Below are 24,621 nucleotides of genomic sequence, written 5' to 3'. Positions count from 1 at the left end.
CATTCGCATGGCACCCCCATCAACCAACGTTCACGTCACCCTTGAGTGAGTTACTCCACGAACTTTCACATCCACCAGAAGTTACCGTCACATTGCTTTCACACGCCATGAATCCATCTTACGCATGCAACAACTTCTTCACCTTGGCAGTGTTGTTTCCGTCACCCGACTTCCCCTAGGCTCTTCACCTGCTGATCAACTCCCGTGCAGATAACACGAAATCTGTCCGACAAATCCACTTCACCCATCTCACTGTGAAACCCATCGCCGCTCTCGTCTGCACCTTGTCGCTCTTTGCCGCCTCCATCACTCCCGCCTCAGCATGGTGGGGCACAGGTCACATGGTTGTCACCTCCGTGGCATGGCGTCAGTTGAGCCAGCAGGAACAGGAGCAGGCACACGCACTCTTGAAGGCCCACCCCAAATACAATGACTGGATGTCATCCTATCCTGCGGACGTTCCAGGATTGAGCAAGGGCATGTATGCCGCCATGGCAGCCAGCCTCTGGGCCGATGACATCCGCGACAAGAACAACCCTGCCACTCACCCCGAGTGGCACTACGTCGACTATCCGCTGGTGCCGCCACTGTTTCCCAAAGAGCCAGCCCCCAATCCCACCAACGATGTGCTGGTCGGCATCAAAGAATGTGAACGCGTGATCGCCAGCCCGACAACATCCACCCGGGAGAAGGGTGAGATGGTCAGCTGGCTCATTCATCTGGTGGGAGATGTTCATCAACCGCTTCACTGTGCCTCGTTGACCAACAACGACTTCCCTGCACCTGAAGGGGATCGTGGAGGCAACAGCACCTTTGTCCGACCGGACAAGGACGCCAAGGCCATCAACCTTCACATGGTGTGGGACAGCCAGTTGGGCGGGGCCCGGGTTGCTGATGCGGGGAGTTCCCGTGAAGCACTCAACAAGGCCATTCAGCTTGAGGCCGAACATCCCCGGAGCGCCGCTGCAGAGCTGCAGAAGAATCCATCCCCCGTCTCCTGGAGCCTTGAAGGAAGAGAACTCGCCATTCAGGAAGCCTATCTCCAGGGCAACCTGCGGTATGCCGTTGGGAAACAACTCAATGCACCGGTTCTGCCCGAAGGGTACACCAAGAAAGCCAGGGCGATCTCTGAACGGCGCGTGACTCTGGCGGGATATCGCCTGGCGGACATGTTGAAACGGCTGCTCGTGATGTCCACGACAGGACCGCAAAGCGCTTCCAACTGAAACGGTATATCAGGCTCGTTCGCTTGGAGAAACTGTAACTCGCTACATCAAAGTCACAAGGGCGTCACGTTTCCTGCCGGCAAACCGGGGGCGTGACGATCCGTCGTATTCAGCAGTTGTTGCGATACATCTGGCGAACGCGAGACGAGCCTCTTATCACGCAATATCCGTGCATAGCTGGAAGATCTCGCCCCCGCCCGGGTCGATTCGGCGCGTCGGTTCAATGAGTTACGGTCAACAAACGCAATCGCAGGAGATCCGCCCCGGTCTCGCACAACTTTGTTTTCCCATGGAACAACTCACGCTCCATCGGATCCCAGACGTCTCCATCAACAGGTGATGTAACATGTCACGAAAGGCTTACATGCCCTGTGTTTACATTCCCCCTGGCGGAACGTTATAAGCTGCGGCCCTTCCTTCCAACCCCCACGGCCCGTTCATGAGACCCCCTCGCTCAGGCTCATTTGGTTGTTACCTGCAACCGCATCTCCGCACCCGCTCCGCTGGCATGACGCTGGTGGAAGTCACTGTTGTGATGGCGATCATCGCCATCCTGATGGGAGTGAGCATCGCCGGCCTCTCCAACATGTCCACCCCCAGGCGGAAGACAGCAGTAACTTCGCTGAAAGGGACGCTGGACCAGGCTCGCGCCCACGCCATCGCCACGCGCAAGTATGTGGCACTGATGGTGGTTGACGGGGTGCCGCCAGAGTCCGTTGAGCCGTTGAACCTCTCCAAGTACGCAGTGTTTGAAGTGGGTGCTCCCGGCACGGATGGTCAGTACGCCACCATTTCACAACAAGTGACGGAATGGAAAAGTCTGCCCGACGGAGTTTGTTTTGCCAAAGGTCTGGCAGGAAAACCAACGATTTTCGACCTCCCTCTGACGCTGGACCAATACAGGGTCCGTGGCATCTCAGGTGCCGGATACCCGGAGGTCGAGCTTCGCTTCATGTCCGGCAATGCCACCCAGATGCTGCCAGGAATCGTCTTTGCTCCCAACGGGGCCGTGGCATCCCCCCGGCTTTCAGCTGTGGTGCCGAATCTGGATGTGCTGCTAGTTGAAGGAAATGTGGATTTAGCCGGAACAGCTACCAGCGTGGCCCCGAGCCACAACCCTCCAAGAATTGAAGGTGTCCGCATGACCCGCCTTACCGGCATCAGCCGGTACTACGATGACACCGCTGCGGGATTACCAACTCCAAACGTCCCATGAAGATCATGACTTGCAAACCCGGGCCGGGTTCTCGCACCCAGCTCTCCCGCCTGGTGGCCAGTGGTTTCTCTCTTATCGAAGTGACCATCGCCATGGGCATCTTTGGTGGCTCCATCTTGGTGCTGATGGGCCTCACTGCCATCACCACAGAGTTCGCCATGACCAACCGCGAAATGACAGCGGCCAGTCAACTCGCCGCAAAGGTGTTCACAGACCTTTCCCAGCCACAAAGCGGTGCCGCAAACGATGACCGTAACCGCACCCTGAACCCTGCCACCAGCCCGACAACTCCGTACGGCGTCCAGATTGCGCCTGCGACAGAACGGTACGACAACACGCCGTTCACATGGGTATTTTCTGAGAACCTTGCTGCCATCTCCGTTGGTGGCACGGATTCGTCCACCCTGTATGAAAATGGTTCCGATCAGCTTGATGGCCGGTACCTGGTGGGCCTCTCGTTTGCAGACGAGTCCCGCTATCAAACCCCAGCAACGCCCCCCGTGGCCCCGCCCGCTGGCACCGGAGTTGTCAAAAGGGTCATGGTCAGCGTCGAAGCCCCCGCGAATCTCGCCCGGCAGTACCGCCGCAAATACGAGTTCTACAGGATTATGGAGTTCCGTTGATCCGGACACTCCCGCGAGCCGCTTCCGCCTCTGCATTCACTCCTTCATCCCCTCTGGCATGACTACTCAACCCCTGCGCCCGCTCCGTGGTTTCACCTTGGTGGAAATCATGGTGGCAGCATCGGTATCTTCAGTGCTCCTGCTCCTGCTTGTGCAGGTGCTGGGTTCCTCACAGGATCTCTGGGTGAACTTGCGGCGCAAGACGGACGCAGCCCAGGAAACCCGGTCCCTTCTCGGCCTCATTCAGTCAGACGTCAAAGCGATGTTCACCCGTGGTGACCGCAAGAAAGGGCTGGTCCCGTTTTATATCGTTCCCGGCGGGCCGGGCAGCCCTTCGGTGATCTCTTTCCTGGCCGTCCAGGACCAGCTTTCTCAAGATCCCTCCTCCCAGGCGGCCACCACCCCCAAGAGCGATCTTTGCATTATTTCCTACAGACTCGACACCACGCATCCAGACCGTCCGCTGGTCCGAACTTTCAGTGACAGCAACGCCACCTACAAGGCTGTGAAAGCACGCATTGACGGCTTCATCAATGCAGCCGCCCCCACCGTCACCCCCCAGGTGCCCACAACGCCGAGTCTGGCAGACCAGCCCTGGAAAGACGCCAGCATTCCCTCCGGCACTGGCACCTCCGTCCCGGAGGCAGTTTCCGAGAACCTGGGAATGCGGGTCATGGCATTCGAGGTGGTTCCCATGCGGCTGCGCCGACAGGTAGCTTCACCAACAGGAGCTCCCATGACCCCTTTGCAATTGCAGAACATCCTTACTGGGAGAATCGCCGGCGTAGCCACAGATCCCTGGCCCCGGCCCAACCTCTCCCCGGAGCACGTCGGCCCGCTGCCCAAGTCAGCTGAGTACGATCCCGACTACTCCGCACCGGATGTCATCGAAGTACGCCTCGTCGTCGCGGACGCTGCCAAACTGGCCCGCATGACGCCTTCCACCATTGCCACGCTCGGCACCAATGCCCAGCGGGACATCAGCGACGGCAAGCTCGATGGATTTGCCGGTGCCGATCAGGTGCTCACTCCTGCCGAGCTCCAAGGGCTCTCTTTTGCCAATACTTCCGTCGCCATCAACAAACCATGAAGCTGCCATCCCCTGCGTCATCGGCGCAGCGCCGAAAGCGAAGCCAGAAAGGCTTCACCCTCATCGCCACGATCATGATCTTGGCGCTTCTTGTCGTGCTGCTGGTCGGCTCGTTCGCCACCAACAACACGGAACTTGCCGTTTCGCGTTCACACTTCAACGACTACCGCACCACCCTGGCCGTGGAATCCGCTTTCCGGGCCGCGACGAGGAAGGCGTTTCGCCAGATCGAAAAGTCGGGGGACTTCGTCGTATTCCGCCGTCAGCAGACAGGCTCATCCGCCTCTCACCTGCGCCCCGTGGTCTATCTCACGGCGGCCTACGATCCCGCCACCAACCAGTGGCAGTATCAACCGCTCATCAGCGGTGCCAAGACTACCCTGACCACCCCCACTCTCGTACCCAGACCCGGTGGCAATACTCTGGAAACTGCCGTCATGGACACCGGCGAAAAGTTCAACGAGTTCACGAAGTTTATCCCCGGCACCGGCGCTGGAGGCTGGTCGGACACACCGCTGGCACCACGTTGGGAGTACCTCGACTTTCGCCCTGACGCCGCAGGCACAGCTCCACTTACCGCGAACCCCAATGATCCACGGGCGAAGGGACAGGATCTGCGGGTGCGCTATTGCTACTGGGTAGAAGATCTGGCGGGCAAACTCGACGGCGATCTGGTGGGCAACACCAGTGGGCCCAACTCCACTCACCTGCGCGGCCAGCTCGCGAAGAGTGAGGATCAGCTTCGTCAAGTGGCCCTTTTCACGCTCTTTCCCCCCACGCCAGGTGTGCCGGGCACCACGTTCCCGAACCTGGACAACAGCACCACCTCCCTCCAGGACAACGACCTCATCAACAAACGGCACTATGCACTGACCAACGACACCTACAAACAGGTCGGTATGAGCACCTCGGCGGCCGAATTGATGCTCAAGAAGAACATCAACTTCAGCCTGCCAGCCGGCATGGAACATGAGGTCATTCCAAGAAAGGCAAGCATTGCTTCCTCCATGTGGGGCAAACCCAAGCTTGCCATCAACAAACTTATCGAAAGGGCTGAAAGCGACACTTCGGCCACAGGCTCTGGCGAACGCCATGCCGCCATCACCGAGCTCGCGGAACATATCAAAAGCTCGCTGCCCAACTTTGCCAGAACCCGGGCCGGGGGCAATGTGATGAACACGGGACTCAACAGTGCTTATCAAGGTGCACCGTACGGCAAGCTCATGACGGAGGACGAGTATGTTTACTCCCTCGCTGCGAACATCATCGACTACGCGGACCGGGACCAGACTCCATCTGTGGATCCTTCCTGGGTCAAGAGCACGACCACAACCGGCTACGGCCTGGGTGATACGAATGTACCCAAATACCGTGGCATTGATTTGCAGCCATTCTGCGTTGGGTATGCTACTCGGTTCCTGAACTCCGCTTGGGACGACTCTTCCGTCACCATGCAGGTCTCCGTCTGGGTGGCACTGTGGAATCCGACAGATCGTGAGATTGAAGGGGATCTGGAGGTCCGCTTCACGGAAGGGCGTACCGTGGTGAACTGCATGCTACAGGGCGAGAACATTGCTGGAGGCAGCCGACCAGTGTTGCCGCACCTGAATCTCCCTTTGAAACACATCAGTCTGGGACCCAACGAATGCATTCACGTGCCATGGTATGATGTTCATACCCTTCGGGCCACCGGTCTGACGAAGGCCCGTATCCAAGATCCCAACTTCCGCATGTGTCCGGACGATGCAGCCGGGATCCAGTCTCTTTTCGACGGCGGATACCAGATCTTCTGGAATGGCAAGCTGGCCGACCGCACTCGCAGACCTGACGGCATCAACCGCCCCTACAGGCAACCGAGCAGCACGAATGACAAAGCTGGACTGGGCAAATGGTTCTTCGCCAGCTCGGGTATTGGCGACAGTTCGCAACCCGCGGGGGATCCTCGTGGCACGCTCTATACGGCGGGTCTGGCATCCAGCGGCGGTGATGCATCGGGCAACCGCGGCTACTACTACCGGGAGGCCAAGTACATTAACAACTGCTTCTGGGGCGGTGGCGCGGTGAAGAGCACCTTTGGTGACAGCTTCAATCCTGCTCAATGGCTGAGCGATCCTGGGCATCAGGTCCAGTCCAATCAGTTCAACTCTGCTCCGCTGGAAACTGAAACGCCGGACATCCACCTTCAACAGCGGCCGGTGACAACGCCTCCTCTGCCCGAAAAAGCACCCTCCCACTTGAAACACCCGATCGATGACTACCCGCCCAACTATACGGGCCCGGGGTACTACGAATCACTCGCTGAACTGGGCAATGTCTTTGACCCGAACGCATGGACTCGCGCCTCTGGGGGTGGATCCCAACACTTTCAAGGTGGTGGCAGCACGCTGCGCATCGGGTCTCCCGAGCTGACCCCGTTTAACACTCCGGGAACACGGGCCTCAGATCTCCTGGACATTCTCTGTCTGGATGAAAAGAGGACTTTCAAGGGCTTGGTGAACATCAACAGCGCCTCACCGGAGGTCATCCGTTCCCTGGTCGCAGGAGTCGAAATTCGCAGCGAAAGAGCCATCCTCAACGGGGTGGAAACCACCACGGACGGCATCATTCGCAATGGAGGGGCAACCAGCGGCGCGGTGTTCCACCCTTGTAGCAACATCAACACTGGAGCGGGCAGCGTTTTGGCCAAGGGCATCTCAGACCTGGCCACTGCCAACCCTGGCACCGTACTGGCCACGCCGGGCGATCTCTCTGCTCTCATGGTTGCCAATCCTTCTTCACCCACCACGCAGATCCCCTACTTCGGGAATGTGAACACATGGCCGACTGTGGCCACCGCAGACATTCCCAGTCCGCCAACCATGCGACCCGCGGTGGTCGGGGCGGACCCAAGTCTGGATGATCGTGGTCGTGAGGAGTTCTACCGGCGTCTTCTGCCGCTGGTCACTTTCCAGAGCCGGACCTTCAGGATGTATCTGGTCACCCAGGTGCTGGACAAGAACAGCAATGTGGTCGGCATGCGCCCCAAGGTCTTGGATATTCTCCTAGAACCTATATACGACACCGCCGGCAAAGTCATCGGTCAGGACGTTCAGATAGCCTATGAAAAGAACCTTTGATCTCGTCGCCATGCGCACTCTCATGCTCCTCGTGCTTGCCTGCAGCCTGACGACCCGGGGCTTGCTGGCACAATCGCCCAGCGAATCTGCGCCACCGCCGCCGTCGGCCTATGTGAATGTGGTGAACGTCACCGGTCTGGAAGGTGAGGTGACGGTCCTCACCAATAACAAGCAGGATGAATCCCGGGCTCTGTCCAAAGGCGGTGAAACAGGAGAATGCGCCGTCACGCCCGGTTCTGTGACGGTCAAGGTGTCTCATCCCACATGCCCTGCCGATGTGGAGCAGAAGTTCGTCTTGAAGGTCAACGAGCGGCTCAATCTCCTGGTGCACGCGCTCGTCGTGAAAGGAGAAAACGGCAGCGCCCCGATCACCAAGCTCGTTCTGCTCCCGCTTCAGCATCTTCCTTCGCCAGGCAAAACCACGCTCACGCTGCTCAACTGCGACGCTCAGTCACGCGCCCAGTCTCTGGCATTGAATGGAGCGGAGTTGACGCTTGAGCCCCTTCAGCCCATGCACCTGACCGAGCTGGCAGCCGCTGGCAGGTTTACCCTGACCTTCAAGGGCAGTGAGATCATGGCTCCTTACGAGCCTCTGACAGAGGACCACGTCTATCTCGTGGTCTACGTGGACCTGGAGAACCCACGATTGAACGGAGTGGTGATCACTGATCGGAAACGTGGCACCGTCGATGAAGAACTGGATCTGAAGAAGAAGGAAGTGGCCCAACGGATCGCCCGCGAGCGCAAGGCTGCGGAATGGGTGCTGAAGGAACTTGAACGCAAGACCCAGGAAAGGGCAGAGGCCCGGGCACAGCGGCAGAAACAACGCGCTCCCGAAATCAAAAGGTGAGCTGGGCCGCAGCGATTCACCCCGACGACTTACTGATCCGTCCTCATGATTCTTTCCTCAGTCCCCCTTCGCCTGATCCCGCTGCTGGCGGCATCTGCTTTTGGCCTCACCGGTGCAACCGCCGCCACCTATGAATATGACGTGGTGGTCTATGGCGGCAGCCCCGCAGGCATTGCGGCCAGCATTCAAGCAGCACGAATGGGGCGCAAGGTGGCATTGATCGAACCCTCCCGTCATCTGGGCGGTCAGCTCACGAACGGCGGCACCGTCATGGAGCCGAAGTACTCCCATCTGGTCGGAGGCATCGCCCGCGAGTTCCACCATCGCATCTGGAGCTGGTATACTGACGATGCACACTGGACCTTCCAGAAGCGCGATTCTTTTGCGGGGTTCTCACCCGCAACATCAGAGCCGGACAACCAGCGGATGTGGACCTGTGAGCCCCATGTGGCGGGGCGGGTGCTGGATGACATGCTTCGCGAAGCCCGGGTTCACGTCATTTTGGGGCGTTCCCTGAACGCGAAGGATGGCGTGGCAAAAGAGGAACGACGTCTCACTTCGATTCACCTTGGAGGTGACGATGTGTATGCAGGCAAGGTCTTCCTCGATGCCAGCCACGACGGCCAGCTCATGGCCCAGGCGGGCGTGACATTCCGCACCGGCAGGGAGGCCAATGTGACCTATGGAGAGACGCTCAATGGCATCCGCCCCGTCGATGCCGAAGGCAAATGGGCCAAGTGGAACCTCGACGCCCATGTCATTGAAGGGGACGCCAAGAGTCCGCTCCTCCCTGGCGTCGCCGCTTCCGCCGCTGGTGAAGCGGGTGCCGACAGCCCCGCCCCTCCAACAGCCACGCTGGCGCTTTGTGTGACCAAAGAAGCTGCGAATCGCCTGCCCTGGCCCAAGCCCGAAAAGTACGATCTCGCAGACTATGAACTGCTCGTCCGCGTAGCGGGAAAGCTGGATGCCAAGTCACTGTTTCACCTTGAACCCCTTCCCAATGGCAAGGCGAGGTTGGTTCCTGGACTGGAACTGGCTCCGCTGTTCAACACCGCACCGGCAGAACTGCCCTCCGCCGATCGCCAGACGAATCGCACAAACACACGCCGCCAGCGGGAGCATCTGATGGGCCTGTTCTGGACCCTCGCGAACGACGAACGAGTTCCAGAGCCCATTCGCAAGCGGTTGCAGGAGTGGGGCCTGTGTCGGGATGAATGGCGTGACCAAGGATCCTGGCCATCGTCTACAAGCGTGCCAGGCATCCGCCGACTCGTCGGAACCTTGGTGCTGACCGAAAAGCACCTGCGGGGTGAGGAGTCCTCCGGAGACCCGGTGGGGATGAATTTTGGCAGCGCTCAATGGAGCCCCTCTCTGCCTTTCGCCACAAAGGAAGGTCGCATCGCCATTGAGGCACCCACAAAGCTGGATTTCCCTCCCCAACCGGTCGGCTTCCAGGCGTTGTTGCCCAAACCCGAAGAGTGCACCAATCTTCTGGTTCCGGTTTGTGTGAGCGCCTCCCACGTGGCCGAGGCCGCATTCCGCAATGAAGTGGTCCTCATGGTGCTGGGTCAAAGCGCTGGCACCGCCGCCGCCCTGGCTGTCGAGCACAAGGTGGACGTGGCCGAACTCGAGTACTCACTGCTCCGGTCGCGACTCGTGGCCGACGGGCAGGTGCTTGAGGACGAACTGCTGCGACAGGAAGTCCATCAAAAAGTGACCCGTGAAAAAGCCGCGGCTGAAACGGTGCTCAGCGAACTGGATCGCAAAACCCAGGAGAGGTCGAACGCTCGTGCGGCAGCGCAGGAGAAACGCAAACAGCAGGAAGCAGGCCGCTAGACCGTCGCTCGATACCGCTTTGAGCGCCGCACTGGTTCTATCCCTAACATCGCCCTTTTCCTTCTGACAAATTCTTAACCCGGACCGGCTTGCCACTTCTGCCGCTGTATCCAATAGATCGGCCCCCGCCATGCTGAAGCCCACCACCTCCTTCATCCTGCTCCTGTTGTGGTGGCTCAATTTCGCACTACCCCGCCATGCTGAAGCCCAGGATGCGACGGAACTGACTCCCACGGAGCTCTTCAATGCGGCGCGTTCCGCATTTGATGCAGGGGACTGGGCCCAAGCGGAAACGCTCTTCACCAAGTTCATCGACACCTACGGAGGCGTGGCGGAGACAGCCGAGGCCGCCAAGCGCATGAAGCCCCTTCTTGTGAGCACCAAGCTCCGGCAGAAAAAGTACGCCGAGACGCTGCCGTTGCTGGAAGAGGTGCTCAAGGATCCGCAACTTGATCCCGGCTCCAGTGATGAGCTTGCCTTTTGGAAAGGCATCTGCCAGTTCCAGGTGCAGGACTTTGATGCAGCCCAAAAGGCATTTGGAGAGTTCTACGGGGAGAAACTGCCCTACGTCGTCCGCCTCAACGAGGTCCAGCGGCGAGTGCATGCCGGGCGCAGGACAGAGTCCGTGGTCCTGTACGGCATGTGCTTCATTATGAAGGACGACTTCAAGGGCGCAGCCACTTTCTTCGGAAGCCAGATCGCCCCGCTCCGTCAGGTCAACCGCGAGGCCGCGGGCCGGGCCACGGTACTCAGGCTCCATGCCCTGCTGGAAAGCAATGATGATGCGGCAGCGCTGGCGCTGGTAAAAGACTCCGCCCCGCATGTTCAGGAAATTACCCAAGCGGTGGCCTACCACACCCTCTGTCTGCAGCTCGGCTCCCGCCTGCTGGAGTCGGGAAAGAGCTATGACGCGATCTACGTGCTCCAGAGGATCTGGAACCGGGAGAAACTCCTGAGCACGCAGCAGGCCTCCCTGGCCTCCTTTACCACGCGACTGGAGGTGGCCAGGAAGACGCCTGGTCAGGAGTATCTGGCGTTTCAGTACGAGTCTCTCATCTCCCGCATCCAGCGCGAGCTGGAGCAGTTCGAGAAACTACCCAGTTTCGATCCTGCCCTCAGGCTTCGCATCGCCAGCGCCTACCGGGATCTGGGGCGCTATCGTGAGTGCGCCCTCATCCTGGATGACATGCTGCAGCGCATGCCGCCCGATGACGTGGTGAAAAAGGCCACTCTCAGCCTGGTGCAGTGCTGGATGCAGATCCAGCGCTGGGACAAGGCCGTCACCGCCGCGGACACGTGGATTGAGAAGTTCGGCCCCACCAGCCCCGACGAACTGCCCACGGTGCTCTTCCTCAAAGCCAGCGCGCTGCAGGGCGACCATCGTCCAGACGCCGCGGAGATGATCTTCGCCGAGGTGCACCAGAAACACCCACAGCACGAGATGGCAGCACGAGCCCTGTTCATGGAAGGCATCTGCCTGCTGGAGCAGGATCTCAACCGGGAGGCGGAAGATGCCTTCTCTGAGCTGCCCAAGAAACATCCCAACGCCACGGATCTGATTGAGGAATCCTTCTACTGGACGGGGATGGGCAGATCCTTCGACAAGCAGCACGCCCAGGCCCGCAGCCAGATGGAGGCGTATCTGAAGCGCTACCCCCAGCACGCCCGCTACACGCAGGATGCCCAGTTCCGCATCGCCTTCTCCAGCTTCGGCCTGGCTGAGTATCCACGCGCCATCCGCGAACTCCAGTCATTCATCTCCGCCAATCGTGGCTCCCAGTACGCGGAGGAGGGCAAACTCCTGCTGGGAGATGCTCTCGGGGCCGAGGGCCGCATTGACGAGGCGATCGCCGCCTACCAGACCATCGACCGGGTGGCCAATCCCCGCTTCCACGAGGACGCCTGGTTCCGTACCGGCAACATTTACAATCTGGCCGAGCGCTTCGACGCCATGCGCTCCCACTACGAGCGGTTCATCCTGGAGAACCCCCGCAGCATGCGCATAGCGGAGGCCGTGTACTGGATCGGATGGACCTACGACAGCGCCGGGAAACGCGAAGAAGCCCGCACTGCCTACTGGGACGCCATCGAGAAGCATGGCAACACGGCCGACACTCCAGGGGTGGAAGACATTCTGACCGCCCTGCCCAGGCTCTATCCCGGTCCGGAGGGAAGGCAGGAACTACAGGTCCGGCTGGGTGATCTGACGCAGAAGGCAGCCACGCTGCGCCCCCTCCTGGCTCTGCGCACCGGATGGGCCCGCGCGGTGCTCTGGCGCAAGGCAGATCCTGACAACTGCCGTCGCTGGCTCCTCGAACTCGCCCCCCGCCTCAACGCGAAGGAGCACAGCCCCCGAATCGTGGCGGACGTGGCGGACGCCCTGCGCGAATCCGGCCGGCTGGACGAGGCACGCAAGCTCTACGTGGATCTGCGCAAGTGGCATCCGCGAGCCTTTGAAAAAGACCGCGTCTTTCTCGGCCTCGGCTTGATTGCCCTGTCAGAGAAGAAACCTGAGGAGGCGCTCAAGGCGCTTGCCCGGTTCGAGACCGAAACCCTCAACTCCCCGCTGCTTGGGGAGGTTGCCTCCATCAAAAGCGGGCTGTTCGTTGACCAGGGCAAATACAAAGAGGCCCAGGCCGAGATGGAAAAGATCCTGGAAATGCCCACCGTGCCGAGGCAGCTCAAGGCCACCACCCTGCTCAAGCTGGGTGACCTCATGACCGCTCAGAAGCAGGACCTCAAAGCCACCGCCTACTTTGAGCGCGTGTACGTCTCCTATGGCAAGTATCTCCCTGAAGTGGCCCTGGCCTACTTCAAAAGAGCCGAAGCACTGGACCGCCTGAATGAACCGCGCAAGGCGGAGGCCGTTTACCGTGAACTCGCAGAGCGGCTGGAACTCTCCGCCCAGCCCGTGCACCAGAAGGCGATCGTCCTACTGGACTCGCGGGATCCCTCCTGGCGGGATCGTCGGCCTGAGGAAGGCGCCGAAACACCACAGGCTTCCACCTCCTCCATTCCATGAGAACGCTGTCCGCCCTCAGCATCTGCTTTTGCCTTGGACTTGCGGCGAGCCAGCTCTCTGCTCAAGCCCCCACTGGCCCCAAGTCCGACGTGGTGGTGCTGCAAAACGGTGCCGCCGTACCCTGCCGCATTGTCAGCAGCACCGCCGAAATGCTGCGCATTGAATACCGGCCTGCGGGAGCCGCGGGCCTCATGACCCGCGACGTGCCCTGGACAGAGATCCGGTCGGCCGATTTTGTCATGGATGAAGAGTTCCACGCCCTGTTGCGCACGACAGATGCCGCCAGGGACGGAGCCCGTCTGGCCAGCCGCTGGGAAACGGTCCTGCCGCTGTTGGCCCGCCCCAATCACCCCGGTGGCGACTTGGGCCTGGCCTTTGCCAGCGCCTGCATGGCCAGCCCCACCCCAACCGTCCGCGCCAAAGCTCTGGAGATCTGTGACGTCATCATCTCCAACGACTGGAATCCCCAGCGCCGGGCCCAGGCCCGCTGGACCAGGATACAGACGCTTGTTGCCTTGAACCGCTCCCAGGATGCCCTGGCCGAGTCCAGAAAGATCCTGGCTGACCACAGCACCGACGAATGGCTGGCAGTGCGCGTGCTGCTCTTCACGGGCAAACACAGCTTTGAAGCGCTGAAGCAAATCCAGTCAGAGAACCCGCGCTGGGAGGAGGACGATCTCGTGGTGCCGGAGCGCAATCGGTTGTTTCATGAATCGGTCGAATGCTCCGTCAAACCCTCCCTCTTCCACGGCACGCAGGAGGAGTCCGCCACTGCAGGGCTGTGGCAGGCCGCCGCTGTGCTTGAGTTTGATGGCAACGTCTCTGCGGCCGCTGATTGTGCGCAGGACATCCTGCATCTCTATCCCAAAGCCAAAGAGGCCGGGGAAGCACGCGAGTTTCTGGTAAAGCACAAGCTGCCGTTGGAGGTGCCTGTCACCCTTCCAGAGCTTCCCGAGGAACCCGCCAAGCCCATGGAGAAGCCCGCTGCTGAAGCCTCCAAGGAGCCGGAATCCGCCCGCCGCAAACGCTACGCGAAACCCGAGAGCAACAGCAAGCCCCCCGCTCCCTGAACCCAGCGCCCATTGTCCTTCCTTTATTTCCTGTTTCCCAAGCCGCCATGAAGCACCTGCTCCGCCCCACCCTTCTCCCGCTGGCCATTGTCGGCGGCATGTTCCTCATGTTCAGCTCCGTGAGCTTCACGGTGGCCCAGCAATCGGCACCGACAGGTGCCGAAGCCCCGGCCCACACCACGCACAAGTCCGACAAATCCCTGCTGGACCTGTATAAGGAAGGCGGGCCCATCATGCACGTCATCGCTGCCTGCTCCGTCGCCACCCTGGCGCTGGGCCTCTACTGCCTGCTTACCCAGTCCAAGAGCAAGCTGATGCCCAATGACATGGTCACCACGCTGCGCAATCACCTGCAGCAGCGCGATGTGCAGTCTGCCGCCCAGTATTGCAACAGCCGCCCGGGCCTCTTCGGCCGCGCCATGCTGGCGGCCCTTGGGAAGATCAACTACCACCGCCATGATCTGGGCAAGGTGGGCATGGAGAATGCCGTGGCGGACGAGTGCTTCCGCGAGGAGACGAAGATGATGGTGACGGTGAACTACCTGAACACCTTCGCCGTCATGGCCCCGATGATCGGTCTGCTCGGCACGGTGGGCGGCATGATCACCAGCTTCTCCGCCCTCACCGCCGGCAAGGCGGAGGCCACGGAGCTGGCAGGCGGCATCGGTGAGGCGCTCGTGGCCACCGCGGGCGGCCTCATGCTCGCCATCCCGGCCATGTTCATGTACTTCTACTTCCGCGGCATGGTGCAGAGCGGCATGGCCGACGTGCACAAGACGCTCAATGACCTGGTGGACACCCTTTCCACCGCAGCTCAGAACGCCGAAGCCGAAGCCGTCGCCTGATCCGGATCAAGAAGCCGCACGCCACGCACCTGACCGACCACCATGTCCGAGCATCACAATGACGAGGAAGTCGCACGTCGCCCGCTGAAGCGGCTGCATGTGGAGGAGGTGGGTCTGCAGATCGCCCCCATGGTGGACGTCACCATGCTGCTGCTCTTCTTCTTCATGCTCACCGGCAAGCTGACCCAGGGCATGAAATTGATGCAGGTGGATCTGCCCAAGGCCGCCACCGCCACGGAGCAGAAGGAAAAAGGTGACCGCGATGTGCTGAACATCGACGAGCACGGCCAGCTCTTCAGCGGGGACCGTCAAGTCACCGACAAGGAAGCCGTGGCCCACCTCAAGAACCGGCTCAAAGAAGTGCCGCCGCTCAAGGTCTATGTGCGCGCCGACAGCCGCACCCCGGCCAAACGCATCAAGCAGGTCATGAACATGGCTGCTGAAGCAGGGGCCGTGACCGTCATCTTCGGTGCCCACAACAAATAGCTCCCCTGCCATGGCCGTCCCCCGCCGTATTGAACATCCCCAGGTGGAACTGCAGATCGCACCGATGATCGACGTGTGCTTCCTGCTGCTCTTCTTCTACATCCTGACCTCCAAGCCGACCAAGCCCGAGGGAGACATGAGCATGACGCTCCCGGGCACTGTGGCCCAGACGGAGGCCGTGGAGATCCCAGACGAGCAGCGGATTGAGATCGATGAGAAGGGTGTGGTCCTGCTCAACGAGATGAAAGTGGGCGCCCCCGGCGACAAGGACATGCCCCAGCTGATCTCCACCTTGAAGCGGTTCAAGGAAAGCGCCGATGCCGCCCGCAGCCAGGCCCTGGTGACCCTCGTGCCCCATGACGACGTGCCCCACCAGCGCATTGTGGATGTGTTGAACGCCTGTGCCCGGGCCCACATCAGCGCCGTCACCTTCGGCGGGGCCGTGGAGGCCTCGGTTGAGTAATTCCTAATACCCATGCAAGCCGCCCTCTCTGCCCCCGCCAGCCACAGCCCCCGCCGTCGCGGCCTGCTGGTCACCGTTTTCCTTGTGGCTCTGGGGCTGCACATCGCCGGCCTGTTCGTGGCCGGGGTCTGGATTGTGGCCCGCTATTTCGCCGAACCTCCGGCCACCTTCACCGTGCCAACCCGCGACATCCGGGTGCCGGTGCAGAGCCGTGAGCACAAGATGACCATGGCCAAGCACGAGGCCATGGCACCGAAGCCCACCTTCAGCGACCGCATCGTCAGCACCCGGCCCACTGCCTTCTCCCTGCCTGAGATGCCCAGGATCGACATGGACCAACTCCTGCCGCTGGATCCGAGCCAGATCGTATCCGACCAGATCTCCGGCATGGTGGGCAGCGGCGGCTTGGGTTCTGGCATGGGCAGTGGTGGGGGGCGCGGCAGCGGCGGCATGGGTGGCACGGGGCTCAGCTTCTTCGGCATCAAGACCGAGGCCCGGCGCATCCTCCTCCTGTTTGACGTTTCCGGTTCTGTGGTGAACAAGGCCAAGGCCTCGGGAGTGCCCTTGGAGCGGATCAAGGAGGAAACTTCTGAACTCATCAGCAAGCTGCCCGTGAACTGCCGCTACTCGATCATCCAGTTCGTGCGCAACTTCAAGCCCTTCAGCGAAGAGCTGGTGGCCGCCAGCCCCACCAACAAGGATCTGGCACACCAGTGGATCGAAACCCAGTGGGACGAGAGCGGCATGATGCCCGCCGGTGGTCAGGGGGTGAAGTCCACCATCCCCAACGGGCTTCCTTTTGTGCTGGACTACGCCTTCAGCCTGAAGCCCGACACCATCTTCTTGATCTCCGACGGGAGCTTCGAGCAGACCACCCCCACCGATGGCAACCGCAAGGTGCCGGGCGATGAGTTCGAGGCACAACTCAAGCGTCTCCAGGCCGCCGCCGGTAAGGAGGTGCCCATCCACTTCATCGGCTTCCAGATGCGGCCGGAGGACAACGCCACCTGGCGTCGCCTCGCCCAGCGCAGCGGGGGCAAGTTCCGGGAGATGGGGCGCTGACCTTCAGCGCCTCCGTTCAAGCAGCGTCGTTCTTCACGGCGCCCTCTGCCCGGAGGGCGGCTGGGATGCCCAGGGAAAAGAAGTAGTTTTTCGTGGAGGCCATGAAGTGAAACATCTTTGTGTCAGGATGGGTTCCGCGAAGTTTCATTGCACCGCGACCAACCCGGTAGTCTTCCGGGAGCGGTCGCGCCCGGCCGGAGCGGTGGGCGAGCATGCCAAACAGCGTCTGCTCACTTAGGATCGGGATGGTCACGCCTTGCTCTTTCATCCGGCCCAGCCAGCGCTCTATCACGGCATAGTCCAGGATCTCGTCCTTGTTGAAAGACATCACCCCGGAGTTGAACAACGGCTGGACGTGCGTCTCACAGGCGCGCTCCACGCGAGCCTGTAGATCCGGAAGACGAAACTCCGAGGCGATGGTCTCCAGTGGTTCGCGGAAATGCTCATTGTACTGGAGCCCCGACTCCGGTTGCTCCAGGGCCTCCAGCAGCTCGACCGGACGCGCGACGGTGATGACATCACTGTCCAGCATGAGGATGGATCTGGCGCCGGCGGTGCACCCCAGGTTGAAGAGCTTCAAGGAGAAGTCGAACTGGGTGCGGGCCTCCCGGCAGAGCGGCAGGCCTTCAAAGTACTGCCGGGCGCGGGCATCCGTCTCCTCCCGCGACAAGACCGTGAGGCACGGGAACAGTGCCTTCAGTCTTGAGACACTCGCATAGGTCAGGGACCCGTCATCGTGAACGATGATCTTGTAAGGCACCTCCACATATCTCACGAACGACCAGATGGCCCACTCCGCCATGACCACGTGTCCTTCACAGAGCATCATGTGAATCTCAAACCGGGGCTCACCGTCCTTCACGGGCAGATCGGCCAGTTCTTTGCTCAGGCAAAACTCCTGGCGGCGCATGTACTGGGACAGCGCCCAATACGGCACCTGGGGCCAGCCCGTGTAGAGTAGCGCCCCATGAAAAAGCCTCCTACCCAGCACGTAGCCCCACTTGGGGGCCAGTGCCGCCAAGCCCCGCTTAAATCGGGACCAGGTCCGCTTGGCAGAGCGGACGGAGAGCGGGCTGACACTTGCTACATTCACGATTCAGAGGCGGCTCCTTCATGCCACGGGTCACCAACCAGGGAGGTCCGCATTCCGACTCTTGGCAAGAACGCCGCACAGTAGCAAAGGCATGGCCATCCTTCACGCACGTTTTTTTGGAGTGTGCACTTTCCGGATGGAACACCACATGCTGTGGAGAAATAAGAATTATCCGAAAGCATGCCCCAAAAGAAAAAGGCCGCCTGGTCTCCCAGACGGCCTTCCTTGAAAAGAGCTACTGCAGCAGGGCGAGGATCTTCTCCACTGCCGCCTCGGCCGTCATGCCGTGCTTCTTGCGGAGGATCGCGGGGGTGCCGTGCTCGATGAACTCATCCGGCCAGCCCACGCGGGCCACCGGCGTTTTGATGCCAGCGTCGTTGAGGTGCTCGATGACGCCGCAGCCGAAGCCGTTGCGCAGCACGTGATCTTCAAAGGTGCAGATCACCTTGCACTGCCTGCCGAACTGCTCAAGGACCGCCGTATCCATCGGCTTGATCCAGCGTGGGTTGATCAGAGCGGCTTCGATACCCCGGGCTGCCAGCAGCTGCCGGGTCTGCTCTGCCACCTCGAACATGGAGCCCAGGCCGATCAGGGCCACCTGGCCTTGAGACTCGACCACTTCGGCCTTGCCGATCTCCAGGAGCACGGGCTTATCCTTCGGGGTGACCCCAGTGCCGCTGCCACGCGGGTAGCGAATGGCGATGGGACCGTCCTCGTAGTGGGCCATGGTCCAAAGCATGTCCACAAACTCGTCCTCATCCTTGGCCTGCATGTGCACAAGGTTTGGCACAGGACGCAGGTAACCGATGTCAAAGAGACCGTGGTGGGTGGGGCCGTCATCACCGCTCAGGCCGCCGCGGTCCATGCACAGGCGCACGGGCAGCTTCTGGATGGCCATGTCATGAATGATCATGTCATAGGCCCGCTGCATGAAGGTGGAGTAGATCGTGAGGAACGGCTTCAGCCCCTGCGTGGCCAGACCACAGGCAAACAGGGCGGCGTGCTCTTCCGCGATACCCACATCATAGTAGCGCTCGGGGATCTCTTTCTTAAAGACGCTCAGCCCCGTGCCTCCCGGCATGGCGGCCGTGATGGCCACGATCTTCTGGTCCGCCTTGGCAAAGTCCGTCACGCTGCGCGCATAGATCTGCGAGAACGTAGGGGTGCCGCCAGCGATGGCCTCGCCGGTCTCGATCTTGTACTTGCCCAGCCCGTGGAACTTGCCCGGATCTTCCAGCGCCGGTTTGTAGCCGCGGCCCTTCTCCGTGATGATGTGCAGGAGGACGGGTTCGTTCTGCGTCTTGAGAAACTCAAAGGTCTTGACCAGCAGCGGCAGGTCATGCCCGTCGATGGGACCGTAGTAGCGGAAGCCAAACTCCTCAAAGATGACGGAGGTGGAGGCGCTGGGCTGGGAATTGGTCGCCAAGAGGAAGCCCTTGGCGCTCTCTTCCACCTTGCCCGCCAGACGGCGGATCACCTTGCCCCCGATCATCTCCAGCAGGCCGGCGGCCGTCTGGTGCAGATGCGCATAGGTGGGATGGGTGGCGATGTGATTGAAGTACTTCGCGAGGGCACCCACGTTCCGGTCGATGCTCCACTCGTTGTCGTTGAGCACCACGATGAGTCGCTTGGTCTGCGCGGCGGCGTTGTTCAGCGCCTCAAACGTAGGGCCGCAGGTGAAGGCGGCGTCGCCCGCCACACACACGACGTGCTCGTCAGAGCCACGGAGGTCACGGCCGACGGCCATGCCGAGGGCGGCAGAGAGGGCGGTGCCGGCATGGCCCGCGCCATAGGAGTCGTGCTCGCTCTCGGAGCGGAGCAGGAAGCCGTTGAGCCCCTCGTACTGGCGGATGGTGTGAATGCGGTCCCAGCGATGGGTCAGCATCTTGTGCACGTACCCCTGGTGGGCCACGTCAAAGATGAACTTGTCCTTCGGCGTGTCAAAGACGCGATGCAGGGCCAGAGTCAGCTCCACGACGCCCAGGTTGGGCCCCAAGTGCCCGCCGGTTTCCGCCAGGGTGGTGATCAGGGTCTGGCGAATCCGTTCTGCCAGCTCGGGCAGTTGCTCCTGAGGCAGTGCTTTGAGGTCGGCAGGCGAGTGAATGTCGGGCAGTTCCGGCATGGTAGTATGATCAAATAAGCTGGGCGGGCTGGCTAAAACAATCGGATCTCACCTTCGTTCGACTCTTCTTGGGCCGGTTTTTTTCTCGGCACTCGGGTCTTCGGGCTGTCTTCTGAAGCTGAATTGCCGCTGGCAGTGGGAGCAGTCGTCTCCTCCAAGGCGGCGAAATCACTGAGAGAGACGCGGCCACGGCCATCCAAATCGGCAGTGATCATCTCCACCCGCTGGCGGGCGCTCTCAATACGGGAACGGCACTGGCTCAACAGCCGGGCACCGCGCTCATAGCTCTGCACCATCTCCTCCAGAGGCATGCGCTCGCTCTCCAGCGAGGACACAATAGCCTCCAGCGACTCCATCGCTTCTTCAAAGCTAAGGTCTTCGGGCAGGCGTTCTTCTTCGGTCATGGTGCGGCGAGTCGGATACTTTGCCGCTTCGCGCCATCCTCGCAAGCGGAATGCGCTGTCACCTGAGGCCCCCTTTCTCCAACTTGAGAAGGCGCGGGGGTGGCCCCGGCCTACTTTGCCGCCTCCACCTCCCAGCGACGCCGGTCCGACATGAAGGACATCTGGACGAGAAAGCGGGCCCCCACCGGCTGCCCCGCCAAGGGAAAGATCTCCTTAAACGGGAACTCGCCCGTACTCAGCGTATCCAGCCCCAGCCCGATACCAGAGCCCCGATACACCTCTGGAGCCCAGGCCCGGTACTCGCTGGAGAAGACATCGGTCACGTTTGAGACCTTGGAAGAAAAGGGAGTGAAGAGCATGCCCGCCACTTCCTCCCCGTGCGCCTTGGAGCGCTCCCGCATCTCGTTGAACTGCGCCACCTCCATCGGGAGCCACACGGCCTTGCGGTCCGCGTACCACGCGACGGCCCAAGGCATGTCGGTGTACACCAGTTCCCGCTCCTCCACAAAATCCTTCACCTTGGCGATCCGGTCCGGCAGATAAGGCGGCCAGTGGGCGAACTGCCCCTTGTTATAGAGGCCCGCCAGCACCTCCAGGGGCAGAGCGCGGGCCATGGGCAGGATGCTGATGAGCACGGCGGCCACCACGAGAGCGTTCTTCCCCCACCACCCGGCGTGGGTGAAGCCCAGCCGGGCCCACAACACGGTGAGAAACGCCAGACCATAGGCCGCAAACAGCGGGATGAAGATCTGGTGGAGCTGGTTTTCATCGAACTCCTTCTCCGGCAGTCCCACCAGGCTCATGCCCACCAGGGCCATGCCCCACACAATCGCCAGCGCCCAGCGCAGGTTTCTGGTCTCCCCCCGCTTGAAGGGGTGGAGCAACGCCAGGAAGAACATCCCTGCTGGCAAAATGGAACCAAGGTGGAGGTACAGCGTGCCCAGCTGGTCGATGAGGTTGCTCAACGTCTTACGAAGGAGGAAGCCGACATCCACCGGCGGACTGATGCCTGAGAAGTCCCGCAGCAGCCAGGTGTCACCAGGCATCATCAGAGCCGCCTGAAGCATCGCCTTGCTGGAGCCCAGGGCATCTCCCCCCACCATCTGGTTACGCCAGCCCCAGGCCCCCAGCGCCAGCACGGAGGGCAGCAGCACCGCCAGCGCCAGCGCCCGCGGCCGCAGCCAGAGGGCCGCAGCCACCGTCAGCCCGATCATCAACCAGATCGCCATCCAGTGCGTCATCACCATGCAGGCGGTCACCAAGCCCAGTCCCACCGCATAGCGAGCCACACCAGGGCGGCCCTCCAGCACCGCCTCCATAGCCCCCACCAGCCAATAGAGCGCCAGGCTGAAAAAGAAGAGCAGCAGCATGGGAGTCAGGCCAATGCGCCCCACCTCCCAGAAGTACTGGCACAGCAGCATCAGGATCACCGTCCAGCCCGCGATCCAGGCATCAAACACCCGCTGCACGGTCAGATACGTCAGCCCGATGGAGGCCACGAAAAGCAACAACGAGGCCCCAATGATGACCCGGTCCAGCGGGTAGATCCGCGACCCCTCGGGGAAGGCCCAGTGCCCCTTGAAGGTCTGCATCAGCGGCACCATGAGCAGGGTCGGCAGAGGCGGCTGGTGGGTGTCCACCATCTGCTCCAGAGGAGCGTCTTTACCCGCCTGCAACTGCTGCTGCCAGGCGTAGGGCCGGATCAGCTTGGTATGGAAGCCATTGCCGCGGACGATCTCCCGGGCCACTTGCGCCGCGTCCATGGTCGCAGGGGAGGAGATGCCCCTGAAAGTGGCAAAAAGCTGCACAAAAAACAAGGCCACCAGCACGGCAAAGAACACCAGTACCACTCCCCACGAAGGCCCGCTAACCCCTCCACCGCGGCTGGTTTGATCTTGAGAGTCCATCATCCTGATTCCGGATCGGCGTGGTTTGAGGTCTGATCTGCGCCCAGCATGAACTTGATCCCGCGAATTCCAAGACAATTTGGCGGAAACAATTTCAATCGCGCAGCCGCCGGATCTTCTTCACCCGGTTCATTTCCTTGAGCTTGCGTTGGAGGGTGCGCCGGCTCAGACCCAACACCTCAGCCGCTTCAGTCCGGTTGTCTCCCGTCCGTCGCAGCGCCTCCTCAATGAGCGCCCGCTCCATTTTCTCCAAGTTCAGGTCGTCACCGATGGCGAGGGTTTCAGGAAGGTCCCCCTCTCGGGCGGTCCCGCCTGCGGCAATCGACGAGGCACCTGCACCGGCCCCTGGTCGAGACTGGAGGAGATAGCCGGGCAGATGCTTCAAACCCACCCGCGGGGTATTGCACATCACGACGCCATGCTCCAGCGCCGTGCGCAGTTCCCGCACATTCCCCGGCCAGGAGTAGGCCAGCAGCGCCTGCAGGGCCTCATCCGAGAGGGGCTTGAACGGCTTACCATTCGTCTTGGCCAGCTCATGTAAAAAGGCATCCGCCAGCACAGGGATGTCACTCTTGCGCTCCCGCAGAGGCGGCAGCTTCACCTGCACGACGCGAAGGCGATAGTAGAGATCTTCGCGGAACTTGCCTTCCTGGACCAGCTTCCAGAGATCTTTGTTCGTGGCGGCCACGAGGCGGACCTCCACCTTGATGGGCTTGTTCCCACCCACCCTCTCGATGGTGTGCTCTCCAAGCGCCCTCAGCAGCTTGACCTGGATATTGGCGTCGATCTCCCCGATCTCATCCAGGAAAAGGGTGCCCCCATCTGCCAGTTCGAAGCGACCAATCCGACGCTCTGTGGCCCCGGTGAAGGAGCCTTTCTCGTGACCGAAAAGCTCGCTCTCCAGCACATTCGCCGCCAGAGCTGCACAGTGCACCGTCACCAGCTTCGCCGCCGGGCGACCACTCAGGTGGTGGATAGCCTTGGCCACCAGTTCCTTGCCGGTGCCGCTCTCGCCCTCGATTAGAACGGTGGCCTTGGTCGGTGCCACCTGCTCGATGACCTCGAACACTGGCTTCATCACCTCGCTCTGGCCCAGGATGCCCTCGATGGAGAACTTCTTCTCCACCTGCCGCTTCAGCTCGGAGTTCTCCTTCTCCAGCGTCCGGCTGCGCAGCGCCCGTTTGATGAGGATTTCCACCTCATCCAGGTTCAGCGGCTTGGTGACAAAATCGTACGCCCCGCGCTTCATCGCCTCCACGGCCGTGTCCACGGAGCCGTAGGCGGTCATCATGATGCAGATGGGCGCGTGGGGCAGCTTCAAGGCCTGCCCGATAAGGTCCATCCCGCTCTCCCCACCCAGGCGGAGGTCCGTGAGCATCACATCCACCGGATCCCCTTTGAGGATCTCCATCGCCTCGGCGGAGTTGCCCGCCACATAGACGTCGAAATCATCCTCCAGCGACAGTCGCAACCCCTCCCGGGTGTGCTTCTCGTCATCGACAATGAGGATGGTGGCAGGCGTGGTCATGGGGTTGTGAGCGCGAGCGCGTCAGAATGGCACAAAGCCCGAGAATAGGAAAGGCGTCAAGGCAGGAGATGGCTTTGGCGCGAGGACGTGAGGAGAACGAATCGGACTACTCCTGCTGCGTCGCCTCGGGCGTAGTCCGGATGTGCCATCCGGCTCAGTCGCCTCGGGGTTTCAGGAACAAGCTGCTAGCTCAGGTGGACCGCAGCCCGGCTGGTTGCCTTTGGAAGGCGATCAACGGTTCCTTATGACACCATAGACACCTTTTTTGGTAGTTCACCGAGAAAGAGAGGGGGGTGTTTTTTGGCGTAACTTGGAAAAAGGGTGTCTATGGTGTCATAACCGCGGTGGGAAATGCGGTATGAGGATGGCTGAGGCAGGGAGATTGCTCGTCTAGATGCCGGCGGCGTGTTGAGGAGCAAGTGGGTCTGGGGTGATTACCATCAACCTCTCCGCTCCCAAACCGACGGGGACCGTCGGACTACTCCTGCTGCGTCGCCACGGGCGTAGTCCGGTTGTCCCAACCGGCTCAGTCGCCTCGGGGTTTCAGGAACGAACTGCTAGCTCAGGTGGACCGCAGCCGACGGGTTGCTTTTGGAAGGCAATCAACAGTTCCCTATGACACCATAGACACCCTTTTTGGTAGTTCACCGAGAAAGAGGAGG

18 protein-coding genes are annotated in these 24,621 nt (G+C 61.1%); 13 read left to right on the top strand and 5 right to left on the bottom strand.

Translation table 11 applies throughout. The annotated features are described in order from the left end of the window. Positions 1-254 precede the first annotated feature (254 nt). From BV106_RS06680 to BV106_RS06620, 13 genes are all read left to right on the top strand, one after another. Positions 255-1,226 (top strand): S1/P1 nuclease, encoded by a 972-nt coding sequence (locus BV106_RS06680; protein ID WP_038162360.1) that lies wholly within the window; start codon positions 255-257, stop codon positions 1,224-1,226. Positions 1,227-1,665: 439 nt separating this feature from the next. Beyond that, the gene (locus tag BV106_RS06675; protein WP_081891560.1) at positions 1,666-2,442 is read left to right on the top strand and encodes a prepilin-type N-terminal cleavage/methylation domain-containing protein; all 777 of its coding nucleotides are present in this window, start codon (positions 1,666-1,668) and stop codon (positions 2,440-2,442) included. Next, positions 2,439-3,065: a hypothetical protein gene (locus BV106_RS38140; protein ID WP_038162355.1), complete on the top strand. Its 627-nt coding sequence runs from the start codon at positions 2,439-2,441 to the stop codon at positions 3,063-3,065. Before BV106_RS06675 ends, BV106_RS38140 begins: the two co-directional genes overlap by 4 nt. Positions 3,066-3,123: 58 nt before the next feature. Further along, positions 3,124-4,155, top strand: coding sequence for a prepilin-type N-terminal cleavage/methylation domain-containing protein (locus tag BV106_RS06665; protein WP_038162352.1), 1,032 nt, complete (start codon positions 3,124-3,126; stop codon positions 4,153-4,155). Further along, positions 4,152-7,271: a hypothetical protein gene (locus BV106_RS06660; RefSeq protein ID WP_038162349.1), complete on the top strand. Its 3,120-nt coding sequence runs from the start codon at positions 4,152-4,154 to the stop codon at positions 7,269-7,271. The genes BV106_RS06665 and BV106_RS06660 overlap by 4 nt, the downstream gene beginning before the upstream one ends. Then, a complete protein-coding gene (locus BV106_RS06655) occupies positions 7,255-8,121 on the top strand; it encodes a hypothetical protein (protein WP_265595399.1) in 867 nt (288 codons plus the stop codon). Before BV106_RS06660 ends, BV106_RS06655 begins: the two co-directional genes overlap by 17 nt. Before the next feature lie 45 nt (positions 8,122-8,166). Then, a complete protein-coding gene (locus BV106_RS06650) occupies positions 8,167-9,957 on the top strand; it encodes an FAD-dependent oxidoreductase (RefSeq protein WP_038162345.1) in 1,791 nt (596 codons plus the stop codon). Between the two features lie 130 nt (positions 9,958-10,087). Beyond that, entirely contained in the window at positions 10,088-12,979 is a 2,892-nt protein-coding gene (locus tag BV106_RS06645) for a tetratricopeptide repeat protein (protein WP_038162344.1), read from the top strand. Beyond that, positions 12,976-14,049 carry a hypothetical protein gene (locus tag BV106_RS06640; RefSeq protein WP_038162340.1) on the top strand — a complete coding sequence of 358 codons (1,074 nt, stop codon included), beginning with the start codon at positions 12,976-12,978 and terminating at the stop codon, positions 14,047-14,049. Before BV106_RS06645 ends, BV106_RS06640 begins: the two co-directional genes overlap by 4 nt. A 47-nt stretch (positions 14,050-14,096) precedes the next feature. Beyond that, positions 14,097-14,894 carry a MotA/TolQ/ExbB proton channel family protein gene (locus BV106_RS35160; RefSeq protein WP_051945274.1) on the top strand — a complete coding sequence of 266 codons (798 nt, stop codon included), beginning with the start codon at positions 14,097-14,099 and terminating at the stop codon, positions 14,892-14,894. A gap of 42 nt (positions 14,895-14,936) precedes the next feature. Next, entirely contained in the window at positions 14,937-15,380 is a 444-nt protein-coding gene (locus BV106_RS06630; protein WP_038162337.1) for a biopolymer transporter ExbD, read from the top strand. Between the two features lie 10 nt (positions 15,381-15,390). Then, positions 15,391-15,843 (top strand): biopolymer transporter ExbD, encoded by a 453-nt coding sequence (locus BV106_RS06625; protein WP_038162334.1) that lies wholly within the window; start codon positions 15,391-15,393, stop codon positions 15,841-15,843. 12 nt (positions 15,844-15,855) lie between these two features. Continuing rightward, positions 15,856-16,905 carry a hypothetical protein gene (locus BV106_RS06620; RefSeq protein ID WP_038162332.1) on the top strand — a complete coding sequence of 350 codons (1,050 nt, stop codon included), beginning with the start codon at positions 15,856-15,858 and terminating at the stop codon, positions 16,903-16,905. A 16-nt stretch (positions 16,906-16,921) separates the two neighbouring features. Here the strand turns inward: BV106_RS06620 and BV106_RS06615 are convergent, their stop codons facing one another. The 5 genes from BV106_RS06615 to BV106_RS06595 all read right to left on the bottom strand — a co-directional run bounded on the left by BV106_RS06615 (position 16,922) and on the right by BV106_RS06595 (position 23,959). Next, positions 16,922-17,998 carry a hypothetical protein gene (locus tag BV106_RS06615; protein WP_265595398.1) on the bottom strand — a complete coding sequence of 359 codons (1,077 nt, stop codon included), beginning with the start codon at positions 17,996-17,998 and terminating at the stop codon, positions 16,922-16,924. Between the two features lie 235 nt (positions 17,999-18,233). Then, entirely contained in the window at positions 18,234-20,120 is a 1,887-nt protein-coding gene (gene dxs / locus BV106_RS06610) for a 1-deoxy-D-xylulose-5-phosphate synthase (protein ID WP_038162327.1), read from the bottom strand. 32 nt (positions 20,121-20,152) lie between these two features. Continuing rightward, positions 20,153-20,524 (bottom strand): exodeoxyribonuclease VII small subunit, encoded by a 372-nt coding sequence (gene xseB / locus BV106_RS35155; RefSeq protein ID WP_051945272.1) that lies wholly within the window; start codon positions 20,522-20,524, stop codon positions 20,153-20,155. A gap of 110 nt (positions 20,525-20,634) precedes the next feature. Then, the gene (locus BV106_RS06600) at positions 20,635-22,434 is read right to left on the bottom strand and encodes a hypothetical protein (protein WP_038162324.1); all 1,800 of its coding nucleotides are present in this window, start codon (positions 22,432-22,434) and stop codon (positions 20,635-20,637) included. Between the two features lie 91 nt (positions 22,435-22,525). Further along, the gene (locus BV106_RS06595) at positions 22,526-23,959 is read right to left on the bottom strand and encodes a sigma-54 dependent transcriptional regulator (RefSeq protein ID WP_038162321.1); all 1,434 of its coding nucleotides are present in this window, start codon (positions 23,957-23,959) and stop codon (positions 22,526-22,528) included. Positions 23,960-24,621 lie beyond the last annotated feature (662 nt).

The organism is Verrucomicrobium sp. BvORR106 (genome assembly GCF_000739655.1).
Taxonomy (GTDB): domain Bacteria; phylum Verrucomicrobiota; class Verrucomicrobiia; order Verrucomicrobiales; family Verrucomicrobiaceae; genus Verrucomicrobium.
Note: the sequence above shows the minus strand (reverse complement) of the source record. Positions and strands in the feature narration are given on the sequence as shown.